Origin of the sequence: Bacillus sp. FSL L8-0199 (assembly GCF_038005705.1) — a bacterium.
Lineage (GTDB): Bacteria > Bacillota > Bacilli > Bacillales > Bacillaceae_G > Bacillus_A > Bacillus_A cereus.
Window position 1 is genome coordinate 3,845,891 of record NZ_JBBOTS010000001.1, and the last position, 12,117, is coordinate 3,858,007.

Genomic DNA, 12,117 nt, shown 5'->3' on the forward strand with positions numbered 1-12,117 from the left:
TAGCAGCAAGGCTCTTTTCTCTCTTCAATATGCTAGCCTTTTGAATAAAAACTAGTAATAAACTTCATATTACTACTTCTTATCCATTAGCAAGTAAGTAATCCATTTATTTTCAAAACGAATCTTATCTTATTCTACAGAGAAGATGAAAGAATACACTGGTTGGTTTCCAGCATGCACTTCTACTTCTGCATCTTCAAATTTCTCTTCTACAAATTCAACTAACTCCGCTACTTCTTCGTCAGTTGCATCCTCACCTTGTAGAATCGTTACGATTTCAGAATCTTCATCAATAAGCGCTTCTAGTAATTGCTTCGCAGCTCCTACTTTTTCAGCATTTGTAGATACAATTTTCCCATCTGCAATACACATGAAGTCATCTTTTTGAATTGCTACACCATCAATTTCCGTATCACGTACAGCATACGTAATTTGACCTGTTTTCACATGAGATAAAGCTTCTTGCATGTTTTCTTCATTCTCTTCTAACGTTCCAACTGGGTTAAATGCTAACATTGCTGCCATACCTTGAGGAACTGTTTTCGAACGAACAACAATAACTTCTTGATCTACAACTGATGCCGCTTGTTCTGCTGCCATTACAATATTTCCGTTATTCGGTAAAATAATGATTTTTTCAGCATTTGCTTCTTCAATTGCCTTCACGATATCCTCCGTACTTGGATTCATCGTTTGACCACCTTCGATAACTTTCGTTGCGCCGATGCTCTCAAATAAAGTTTTAATACCAGACCCCATAGCTACAGTTACGATACCATATGGTTGTTTTTCTTTCGATTGAGCTGGTTGTTCAGGAACCATAGTAGGTTCATCTAATAAAGCAGTATGCTGTTCACGCATATTTTCTACTTTAATCTTAATTAAACTACCGTATTTTTGCCCGTAGTTCATAGCGTCTCCAGGATGTTCTGCATGGATATGAACTTTTACAATTTCATCATCAGACACAACTAGTAGAGAATCACCATATACACTAATATCTTCACGGAATTTTTGTTCAGAGAAATTATGCTCTTTCACCTTTTCAGCCTCTAATTTCACCATGAACTCCGTACAATATCCATACTTAATATCTTCTGTACTCAATTGGCTTTGTACACTACGGTGATGTTCTGCGCGTACCATTTCATTCATAGATGGTTGCGTCGGTGCATCAGAAGAAATCGTTTCTCCTTTTAAGTCAGCTAAAAATCCTTCGTATACCACTACAAGACCTTTACCACCGCTATCTACAACGCCAACTTGTTTTAATACAGGTAATAAATCTGGCGTACGATTTAACGATGCGTTTGCTTCTTTCACAACGTCTTCCATAAACAAAACAAAGTCGCGCTGTTTTTTCGCAACTGTTACTGCATATTTACCCGTTTCTCTTGCAACCGTTAAAATCGTTCCTTCAATCGGTTTCATAACCGCTTTATAAGCCGCCTCTACTCCAGCTTCTAGTGCTGCAGCAAAATCAACTGTTGTTAATTCTTCTTTTTGTTCAATGGATTTAGAGAAACCACGGAACAACTGAGATAAAATAACTCCAGAGTTACCACGAGCTCCCATTAATAATCCTTTGGCTAAACTTACGCCGACTTTACCAGCATGCTGCGAAGGGTTTGCTTTCACTTCACGCGCACCTGAAGTCATAGATAAGTTCATGTTTGTACCGGTATCGCCATCTGGAACTGGAAATACGTTTAATGCATCAACAAGCTGAACATTGTTTGTTAAATTATTCGCTCCTTGCATGATCATTTGTGATAAACGTTTTCCATCAATTTTTTGAATTGACACAGATTTTCCTCCTTAATGCACATTACAAGTTTATTACTTTAACTCCTTGTACGTAGATGTTTACAGAATCTACTGCTAGTCCTACAGTTTGATCTAATGTATATTTCACTTTCGTCTGCACATTATGTGCCACTTCTGAAATTTTCGTACCATAGCTCACAATAATATACATATCAATATGTACTTCATCTTCATCTTTACGAACAATAACACCTCTAGTGAAGTTTTCTTTTCGTAAAATGTCTGTTAATCCATCTTTTAACTGATTTTTTGATGCCATACCTACGATACCGTAGCAATCTACCGCGGCACCTCCAGCAATTGTTGCAATTACATCTGTACTAATATCAATTTGACCGTACTTCGTTTTAATTTCAATTGACATCTCGTTTCCCCCTTCATAAATGGTGAAAGTGAGCTAGACTACTTTAGTTACTATCATATAATCTTTTTAAAGAAAATTCCATCGTTCTTTCTTTTCACTCTCATATTTTATGTTTTAAATTACACTTTTTTATGATGAGCAAAATAGTCCATTGTTATTATACAACATGTACCACTATAATATGTCAAGCAATTTTTATGGATTTCAACTTTTCTTCATTGACATATAGTGTCAAGTAAATTTTCTTGATTTCTTTTTTCTACGGTGTTGCATTCTCTTTTTAGTTGTGTTAAATTATAGTAGTGTTTTTAGCATCGCATAAAAGACTAACATTGAAAAATTACGTATGGTAAGGTATCAAGGGAGGGAAATATAAATGGCTCGTGTTTGTGCTATTACTGGAAGAAAAGCTCGTTCTGGTAACTCTCGTTCTCACGCAATGAACGCTACAAAACGTAAGTGGGGCGCTAACCTTCAAAAAGTTCGCGTACGCATCGACGGAAAAGTTCAACGTGTTTACGTTTCTGCTAGAGCATTAAAATCTGGCAAAATCGAACGTGTTTAATAATAAAAAAAAGAGCCGATAGGCTCTTTTTTTACTATAACAATGGAAAAAGCACCGGTGATAGGTGCTTTTTTTAATCTTTTTTGAAGGTATTTAACATTGCACGAACTATTCCACCAAGAAATTTAGGTAACTTAATTGTATAAAATCTCATGGTTTCCCTCCTAATCCCCATTACTCCACTTGGTCACTATATGATGTAAGGAGCAAAATTGTTTCTTCAATCAGTGCTTCTTATCAACATTAATATGCCAGAAGTAAATGAAAAAGTACCTTTTTCCTCAACGAGTTCGTTACTAATACAAAGTGTTGATCCCCACTCTATTGTTTTATTAGTAAGAGGGTACTTAAAACCAAACAATGTAATCCCTTCCACTATTTCAGTAACTGGTACAAAAGATACATAAGGAAAATTTTTATTTTCTTCAATTATATGTGTACCCATTTTTTTAACTGTTATTTCATTTTTATTGTCCACAATACACATTTCTATCTCTACTTCTAACCCTTTTAAAAGCATCTGTATATTTGCCAAACCGTGATCAAGCCTTCCACCAGTAGCACCAAAAATACGAATTAGTGCCGGCTTCTGTTCTAATGCCCAGTTGATTGCAATTTCTAAATCCGTTTGATCTTTTTCCCGCGGAACAATATGTAATTCGTTCGTTTGCTGTCCCATCCATACTAATTCTTCTTCAGTAACTGAATCGTAATCTCCAAACGCAACAGCCGGGATAATCCCTTTCTTTAATAGACGGTATACTCCCCTATCAACCGCTGCCCACACTACTTCCTCATTCTCGTATCGAGCAAAATCTGCGCAATATTCCGAAGGTCCTCCTGCCAAAATATGAATAATCATTTTTTCTTCTCCTTCCATTGTAAAAAGGCAATCTGCCATTCGGTAGATTGCCTTTTTACATATTTTTATCCTATCCTATAAATACCTTACTAGGATAAAAGTTCATCACTACCCACGAATTACGCGAATTGCTTCACCGCGGTCTTTTTGATTGTATACTGCTGACCCAGCTACAAGTACATTTGCTCCTGCTTCCACACAAAGTCTTGCTGTTTCAGCATTTACACCACCATCAACTTCAATTTCTACTTCTAGATTGCGCTCTTTCACCATGTCTGCAACTTGTTTAATTTTCGGTAATACAGAATGGATAAACTTCTGTCCACCAAATCCAGGGTTTACTGTCATAAGTAATACCATATCTATATCTTCTAATACATGCTCAATCACTGAAACTGGCGTATGTGGATTTAATACAACGCCCGCTTTAATACCATGAGATTTAATTAACTGAATTGTACGATGTAGATGCGGACACGCCTCTACGTGAACAGTAATAATATCCGCTCCCGCTTGTGCGAAAGTCGGGATATAGTTATCAGGATTTTCAATCATTAAATGTACATCTAATGGTAATGATGTAATCGGACGGATTGCTTCTACAATTAACGGTCCAATCGTAATATTTGGTACGAAATGTCCATCCATTACGTCAACGTGAATGTAATCCGCTCCGCCCTTTTCTACATCTTTAATCTCTTCCCCTAATTTTGAAAAATCTGCTGATAAAATCGATGGTGCAATTTTAATCATAACTAATACCTCGGCTTTCTCTCTCTAATTTCTTCTACGAATTGTTTATAGTTCTTATAGCGATATTCTGTAATCTTCCCTTCTTCAACCGCAGCTTTCACCGCACATTTCGGTTCAGAAAGATGTGTACACCCTCTAAATTTACAGTATTGGCTCGCTTCTTTCAACTCTGGAAAACAATATGTAAGATCTTCTACTTCTATATCAATGAAATCTAGTGAACTAAAACCCGGTGTATCTGCTACTAGCCCACTCCCAATTGCAATTAATTCTACGTGTCTTGTCGTATGCTTCCCGCGTCCTAAATGGGAGGAAATATCATTTGTTTTCAGCTCTAATTCTGGACGTAGCACATTAAGCATTGAAGATTTCCCAACACCAGATTGACCCGCAACGACAGAAACACAATTTTCTAAGTATGGTTTTAATATATCAATACTTTCTGACGTATTAATAGAAGTAAATAAAACATCATAACCCATCTCACGATAATCATTCGCATAAGCTTCAACAGTTGCTTTCATCTTTTCATCTACTAAATCCATCTTGCTAATACAAATAATTGGCTTAATGTTATGATATTCAATCAGCACTAAAAATCGATCTAACAGTCCAGGATTAAAATCTGGTTCTACTGCAGAGAACACAAGGATCGCTTGATCGACATTAGCAATAGGAGGTCTAACAAGTTCATTTTTTCGATCAAACACTTCAAGCACATAACCTTCAGTTGGATTATCTGCCTGAAAAACAACTTGGTCTCCTACAAGTGGTGTAATTTTATTTTTTCTAAATACACCTCGCCCACGACATTGCGTAACCCCTTCTTCATGCTGCACGTAATAAAACCCACTTAAAGCTTTTATAATTTTTCCTTCTGGCATAGAATTCTCCTTTTTTGTATAAGGTGATGCTGAATTTAAAAATGAATGGATTTAAATTTTCCAAATAACGATTTCAAAACCTACCATATATACTTTCGCTAATATACATTGAATTTCCCATTAAATGCAAAAAAATATTTACAGCTGCATCACTTTACTAGCTTTTTGAATCATATATTTTTGCCTGCTATACCGTCCACTTTGTAGACAGCATAACAGGCAATAATAATAATAAGTAGACTTTCACTATTATTGAGTTGGATATGGTACTTCTTTATCAATAATCGTTACTCCATCCCGTACAATTTTATAGTGTCCCTTTGAACCTTCTTGAATTACAAATTCTAAAGAAATAGTCGCTGATTCAGTAATTGTTCTCGTTTCAACCGGTCTATCCATTTTTTGCTGCATGTCTTCTTTATAAATTTCTATTGTTTGCGGCTTTTTTTCACCTGTTACAGCAGGCTCATATGGGATAGAGATATTGTCCACTTTTACCGTTTTAGTCACTTTAGGCTTTTGACCATCAGAGATAATAATAGTTACTTTATCTCCCTCTTTTAATGGTGTACCTGGTTTTGGAAATTGCGAAATTACAAGTCCTTTTTCGACTGTATCTGAATACTCTCGTTTTATATCTGACGTTAGTTTTCTCTCATTCAAATAACCAGTTACACTATTTTCAGTCCACCCCGAAAAGTCACCTGGTCTAATTTGATAAGGCCCTTTACTTACCCAGATTTTCAGTTCTTGCTCCGCTTCTATAACCATCTGATCAGGCGTCGGAATTTGTTCTACAATTTCACCTTTCGGCTTATCATTTTCAATATAATTTACCGTAACTTGTTTATATTTTTCTTCTAACTCAGCTTTTACACTCTCAAAGTTTTGACCTGTGAAATTTGCCATCTTACTTTTCTTTTTTCCACCTGATTGATAGATAGTAATTTTAGCGTTTTCTTTTACGACTCTTCCTGCTACAGGGTCCGTTTTTATTACATCCCCAACTTCAACATCATCTGTATATACAATATTAGGCTCCGTCACCTCAAAGCCCTTTTCTACTAATGTATTTACAGCTGTCGTGTATTTCATACCAGCCACATCAGGAACTTTCACATCTTTCGGAATAAATAATCCTGGAATAACCGTAAGTGCTAATGTTATTCCTATTGCTAAAAATAAAAATGTTGAAATTAAAACTTTAAGCCACTTGTTACTCCGTTTTTTCTTCTTATCTAACTCAGCTGCTTCTGCTCTTATCGGTTCTTCCACCTTACTCCCTTTTAAAACAATCGTTTCATCACTTACATTTTCAAATAATTGTTCTTGTTGAATAATCGGAATCGCTTTCGTCGCTTCCATATCTTCCGGTATGTAAAATGGTTGCTCATTTATCCTCTCTGGATATAGCGCAGTTTCAATATCTCGCTTCATCGCATTGGCAGATTGATATCGGTGAAACGGATCTTTTGCAGTTGCCTTTAATATAATATTTTCAACACTTTGCGGAATATTTTCATTCCATCTTTTTGGTGATGGGATTTCACTTTGTAAATGTTTTAAAGCTATGGCAACAGCAGATTCGCCAGAAAACGGTTGTCTTCCTGTTAACAATTCAAACATAACTATCCCAAGAGAATAGATATCTGATTGTTTATTTGCTATCCCGCCACGTGCCTGTTCTGGTGATAAATAATGGACTGAACCGAGCACTGAATTTGTATGTGTAATTGTTGTTGCACTTGTAGCTGTCGCAATTCCAAAATCTGTTACTTTTATTATTCCATCAGCTCGAATTAAAATATTGTGCGGCTTTATATCACGATGCACAATTTCAAAATGATGGGCATGTGCCATAGCGGATGTTAACTGCTCCATAATATCAAGAGCTTCTCCTATAGGTAACATCCCTCGCTCAATTATGTATTGCTTCAATGTTTGCCCTGGTACATATTCCATAACAAGATAGTATATACCATCTTCTTCTCCGACATCATACATATTCACAATATTTGGATGCGACAACGTTGTAACAGACTGCGCTTCTCGATGGAAACGTTTAATAAACTCTTCGTTATTTGAGTAGTCGAGTCTTAATATTTTTACCGCTACATCTCGGCCAAGTATATCATCATGAGCTAAATATACATTGGCCATTCCGCCACCACCAATCATTTTCAGCAGCTTATAACGGTCATTTAAGCGTTTTCCAATCAGCACGTTGCACTTCACCTACTTTCGTTTGTCGAACCCGCATAATCAATAAGAACAAGTGTGATATTATCTTCTCCACCGCGATCATTTGCCAATTGAATGAGACACTGCCCTTTACCTTCAAGCTGTTCATTTAACTGTAAAATTTGTCGCATATCATCAATAGAAACTTTGTTTGATAACCCATCAGAGCAAAGAAGTAATTGATCATCTTCCTCAATCACCAACGTTTTAACATCTAACCCAACTTTTTCTTCTGTTCCTAATGCTCTTAATAACACATTCTTTTTCGGATGATACTCTGCGTCTTCCTTTGAAATTTCACCATGTTTCACAAGCTCATTTACAAGCGAATGATCTTCCGTTACTAGCGTCATTTCTCCTTCTGATACCATATAGCAACGACTATCTCCTATATGCCCTATTGTCACAAAGCTTGGTGTACAAACAGCTATTATAAGCGTTGTTCCCATACCATTACATTCTGCATTTTGCTGAGCGTATTCATATATACGCTCATTAATAATCCCAACACTAGTATGTAACCATTGTTCTACTTTTTTCGGCTCATTCATATTATGTGTTTGCTTCCAATAATCATGGAATAATTGAATGGCCATCGAGCTAGCTACATCACCAGCTCGATGACCTCCCATTCCATCTGCTACTACCGCTAATACATTTCCATCTAAATTGTGAAAAACTCCTGCACTATCTTCATTATGTTGACGAACTTTTCCTTTATCCGATAGAAATACGGCTTTCATCTCGTCACCTCGTCTCTTCTTTGCGCTCCTTCGCACGCAACTGACCGCAGGCTGCATCAATATCATGACCTTGTTCACGGCGAATCGTTACATTTACTCCACGATCTTTTAACGTTTTCTCGAACAAGAAAATTTGTTCACGTGGCGTACGTACATAATCACGTTCAGGTACGTAGTTTACCGGAATCAAGTTCACATGACATTTTACACCTTTTAAGAGCGCAGCAAGCTCTTCAGCATGCTCTACTTGGTCATTTTCTCCTCCAAATAATCCATATTCAAAAGTAATACGACGCCCTGTTCTATTTACATAGTATTTAATAGCTTCCATTAAATCTGGTAATTTATAAGCACGGTTAATCGGCATTAATTTTGAACGTAATTCTGAGTTTGGAGCATGCAATGAAATCGCAAAATTAATTTGTAGATCTTCTTCAGCAAACTTATAAATTTTCGGGATAATTCCACTCGTCGAAACAGTCATATGTCTCGCACCAATATGAAGTCCTTTTTCATGGTTAATGATGCGTAAGAATCCCATTAAATTATCATAGTTATCAAATGGTTCTCCAATCCCCATAACAACAAGAGAACTTACACGTTCTTCTGTTTCATCAAGCGCGCGCTGAACTTCTACTACTTGCGCTACGATTTCTCCAGCTTCTAGGTTTCGCTTTAATCCACCAAGTGTCGAAGCACAGAACGTACACCCAATACGACAACCAACTTGCGTTGTTACACAAATGGAATTTCCATATTCGTGTCGCATTAATACCGTTTCAATAGAATATCCGTCATATAATTGGAATAAGAATTTAATTGTTCCATCCGAAGACGTTTGTTTTACTAACGTGTTTAAAGTAGTAATATCAAAGGAATTCGACAATTTATCACGCAATCCTTTAGAAAGGTTTGACATATCCTCATAATTTTTTACACGTTTTTTATATAACCAATCAAAAATTTGTCCAGCACGGAACTTCGGTTCTCCTTGTTCCTTTAACCAATCTTGCATTTCATGAAGTTGTAAAGAGTAAATTGATGGTTTCTTCGTTTCTAAATTTTTCTTTTGTTTTCTTACAGTCGTTTCCATGATGCTACACCTTCTTCCTTAAACAAGCAATATAAAAGCCATCCGTCGCAAAATAATGCGGTAAAATTTGTACTTGACCTTCATCAATATACGGAGTTAATTTTTCTGGCATACGCTCTTTAAGCGTAGTATCCCATTCAAATTCAGGATGTTCTTGTAAAAATTTCTCTATTACTTGTTCATTTTCTATTTTCTCAATTGTGCACGTACTATAAACAAGACGACCACCTTGTTTTAATAATGGTGCTATTTTTTCTAGTATTGCAATTTGAATCGTCGATAATCTTTCACTATCGCCTTTATCTTTTCCTAACTTAATATCAGGTTTACGTCTAATTACACCAAATCCAGAACACGGTGCATCTACCAATATTTTATCAAACGTTTCATTCGCAAAGTGTTCTTGCACTTTTCTAGCATCTAGCGCTTTAGTTTCGACATTTTCTAGACCAAGTCGCTCTGCTTGCTGTTTAATTAAACGTACTTTGTGTGCATGTAAATCAAGGGACATGACCTTACCAGTTCCCTTTAATCGTTCCGCGATATGCGTTGTTTTTCCGCCTGGAGCAGCACAACTATCAAGAACTGCATCTCCCGTATTCGGTTCTAAAGCGCGTGCTACAAGCATAGAACTTTCATCTTGAATAGAAAGAAATCCTTTTTTAAACGCTTCTGTATGCGCTACATTTCCTCTTTCAATCTGAATTGCATCATCTGATAAGTCACCACGTTTTGCTTCTATACCTTCACTTGCCAACAACTCAATCGCTTCTTCTACCGTTACCTTATCAACATTCACACGCGCTGTTGGTACAGGTGGTAACATGTTTACTTCGCACATTTTTTCTGCAGTTTCTAAACCGTATTCTGAAGTCCACTCTTGGACAAGCCAAACTGGATGACTTGTTGTAATTGCAAGACGTTCTACTGGATCCTTGATTTCATCTACAGAAGGTACACCTTCTCTCTGAATCGAACGTAATACACCGTTCACCATACCAGCAATTCCTTTATGCCCGCGACGCTTTGCAATCTCAACCGCTTCATGAATAGCCGCTCTTTCTGGCACTCGGTCTAAATAAATCATTTGATATAAAGATAAGCGAAGCAATACTCTTACCCACGCCTCAACCTTCTTTTTTAGAAAAGGCTGTAAATAATAATCTAATGTGTCACGACGTTGAATCGTTCCATATACAATTTCAGTTAATAAACCAATATCTTTTCTATCAATTGCACTTTTTTCAATTAGATTATTTAAAAGTAAGTTGCTATATGCACCACTTTTTTCCACTTGAATTAAACCATCAAGAGCTAATTCACGAACATTTTGTCTCATGCATTTTCTCCTAACTTCGTTCCAATTTCAGGTTTTGTTCCACGTAAAAATTGTGAACAACTCATACGCTTTTTACCAGAAGGTTGCAATTCAGTAATTTTAACACCTGTTTCATTACTCGTTGCTACAACAAAACCATCTTCTTCGATTGCAACAATTGTACCTGCTTCAGCCGGTTCAGTTATAGGCACTTTTTCTCCCCACCATACTTTAACAACTTGTCCTGCTAAAGTTGTATAAGCAACTGGCCATGGATTCAATCCGCGAATGTGATTGTATACTTCTTCACCTGTTTTTGTCCAATCAATTTTCTCTTGCTCACGTTTTATATTGTACGCAAACGTTACTTCTTCTTCGTTTTGTTTAATCGGTTCTAACTTACCTTGGATTAATAAAGGTACTGTTTTAGATAGAAGGTGTGCTCCTGCTTCACTTAATTTATCAAATAATGAGCCTGTCGTTTCACGCTCTTCAATTTCAACTTCCACTTGCGTTAAGATATCACCAGCATCCAATTTTTCTACCATATACATAATTGTAATACCTGTTTTTTCTTTACCTTCCATAATTGCATAATGAATTGGTGCACCACCACGAAGTTCAGGAAGTAAAGAAGCGTGAACATTAATACATCCATACTTCGGTGCTTCTAAAATTTCATTTGGTACAATCTGCCCAAATGCAGCTGTTACAATTAAATCTGGCTCTAATGCCAATACTTTTTCATATTCATCTTTTTCACGAATTTTTAACGGCTGTAACACAGGGATACCATGTTTTTCCGCTTCAACTTTAACAGGTGTAGGTGTTAATACTTTTTTTCTACCTACTGGACGATCAGGTTGCGTCACAACACCTACTACCTCATAGCCATCTTCAATAAGACGACGAAGCACCGGCACTGAAAAGTCCGGTGTTCCCATAAACACTACTTTTATCATTTAAAAACCGCTCCTTTTAACACCTATTCTAGTTCGTTTTCTTCATAATATCTTGTCACTTTCGATGTAAATAAAACACCGTGTAAATGATCGATTTCATGTTGAATTGCACGCGCTAAAAATCCTTCCGCTTCTAATAAGAATACTTTCCCACGGCGATTTTGTGCTCTTACTTTAATATAATCGGCACGTTCTACTTCACCATAAAGTCCCGGGAAGCTTAAACAGCCTTCGGGACCTACTTGTTCACCACGTTTTTCTAATATTGATGGATTGATTAACTCGATTTTCCCAGTATCATCATCGACATCAACAACCGCTACTTGCAAGCTTACACCTACTTGAGGCGCAGCTAAACCGACTCCGTCCGCAATTAACATTGTTTCATGCATATCTTTCAACAATTTCACTAACTTTTTATCAAAGTTAATTACTCTTTCGCATGGTGTTTCTAACACTTCATTTGGATGCTTTATTATTTCTAAAACTGCCATATTTCCCTCCG

At 36.6% G+C, this 12,117-nt stretch carries 13 protein-coding genes; 1 reads left to right on the forward strand and 12 read right to left on the reverse strand.

Going from position 1 to position 12,117, the window contains the following annotated elements:
* Positions 1 to 129: 129 nt before the first annotated feature.
* Both NST86_RS19595 and NST86_RS19600 read right to left on the reverse strand, forming a co-directional pair.
* Complete coding sequence (locus tag NST86_RS19595) at positions 130 to 1,806, reverse strand: DAK2 domain-containing protein (RefSeq protein ID WP_000027129.1); 1,677 nt, start codon at positions 1,804 to 1,806, stop codon at positions 130 to 132.
* 22 nt (positions 1,807 to 1,828) lie between these two features.
* The gene (locus NST86_RS19600) at positions 1,829 to 2,191 is read right to left on the reverse strand and encodes an Asp23/Gls24 family envelope stress response protein (RefSeq protein WP_000021109.1); all 363 of its coding nucleotides are present in this window, start codon (positions 2,189 to 2,191) and stop codon (positions 1,829 to 1,831) included.
* A gap of 376 nt (positions 2,192 to 2,567) precedes the next feature.
* On the opposite strand from NST86_RS19600, the gene rpmB reads away from it, so the two are divergent.
* Entirely contained in the window at positions 2,568 to 2,756 is a 189-nt protein-coding gene (gene rpmB / locus NST86_RS19605; protein ID WP_000124776.1) for a 50S ribosomal protein L28, read from the forward strand.
* Positions 2,757 to 2,829: 73 nt separating this feature from the next.
* Here the strand turns inward: rpmB and spoVM are convergent, their stop codons facing one another.
* The 10 genes from spoVM to def form a co-directional block, all read right to left on the reverse strand.
* Positions 2,830 to 2,910, reverse strand: a complete 81-nt coding sequence (gene spoVM / locus NST86_RS19610) for a stage V sporulation protein SpoVM (protein ID WP_001213599.1) — start codon at positions 2,908 to 2,910, stop codon at positions 2,830 to 2,832.
* 66 nt (positions 2,911 to 2,976) lie between these two features.
* On the reverse strand, positions 2,977 to 3,657 hold the full coding sequence (locus NST86_RS19615; RefSeq protein WP_033683160.1) for a thiamine diphosphokinase: 681 nt from the start codon (positions 3,655 to 3,657) through the stop codon (positions 2,977 to 2,979).
* A gap of 69 nt (positions 3,658 to 3,726) precedes the next feature.
* Positions 3,727 to 4,371: a ribulose-phosphate 3-epimerase gene (rpe, locus tag NST86_RS19620; protein ID WP_000589974.1), complete on the reverse strand. Its 645-nt coding sequence runs from the start codon at positions 4,369 to 4,371 to the stop codon at positions 3,727 to 3,729.
* 2 nt (positions 4,372 to 4,373) lie between these two features.
* Positions 4,374 to 5,255, reverse strand: a complete 882-nt coding sequence (gene rsgA / locus NST86_RS19625) for a ribosome small subunit-dependent GTPase A (protein ID WP_001113932.1) — start codon at positions 5,253 to 5,255, stop codon at positions 4,374 to 4,376.
* A gap of 249 nt (positions 5,256 to 5,504) precedes the next feature.
* The gene (gene pknB, locus NST86_RS19630; protein WP_000904748.1) at positions 5,505 to 7,478 is read right to left on the reverse strand and encodes a Stk1 family PASTA domain-containing Ser/Thr kinase; all 1,974 of its coding nucleotides are present in this window, start codon (positions 7,476 to 7,478) and stop codon (positions 5,505 to 5,507) included.
* An 8-nt stretch (positions 7,479 to 7,486) separates the two neighbouring features.
* Positions 7,487 to 8,239 carry a Stp1/IreP family PP2C-type Ser/Thr phosphatase gene (locus NST86_RS19635; protein WP_000648703.1) on the reverse strand — a complete coding sequence of 251 codons (753 nt, stop codon included), beginning with the start codon at positions 8,237 to 8,239 and terminating at the stop codon, positions 7,487 to 7,489.
* A gap of 4 nt (positions 8,240 to 8,243) precedes the next feature.
* Positions 8,244 to 9,332: a 23S rRNA (adenine(2503)-C(2))-methyltransferase RlmN gene (gene rlmN / locus NST86_RS19640; RefSeq protein WP_000450541.1), complete on the reverse strand. Its 1,089-nt coding sequence runs from the start codon at positions 9,330 to 9,332 to the stop codon at positions 8,244 to 8,246.
* A 4-nt stretch (positions 9,333 to 9,336) separates the two neighbouring features.
* The gene (gene rsmB / locus NST86_RS19645) at positions 9,337 to 10,671 is read right to left on the reverse strand and encodes a 16S rRNA (cytosine(967)-C(5))-methyltransferase RsmB (protein WP_001249666.1); all 1,335 of its coding nucleotides are present in this window, start codon (positions 10,669 to 10,671) and stop codon (positions 9,337 to 9,339) included.
* Entirely contained in the window at positions 10,668 to 11,612 is a 945-nt protein-coding gene (gene fmt / locus NST86_RS19650) for a methionyl-tRNA formyltransferase (protein ID WP_000598804.1), read from the reverse strand. The genes rsmB and fmt overlap by 4 nt, the downstream gene beginning before the upstream one ends.
* A 23-nt stretch (positions 11,613 to 11,635) precedes the next feature.
* The gene (gene def / locus NST86_RS19655) at positions 11,636 to 12,106 is read right to left on the reverse strand and encodes a peptide deformylase (protein WP_000279455.1); all 471 of its coding nucleotides are present in this window, start codon (positions 12,104 to 12,106) and stop codon (positions 11,636 to 11,638) included.
* Between the last annotated feature and the right edge of the window lie 11 nt (positions 12,107 to 12,117).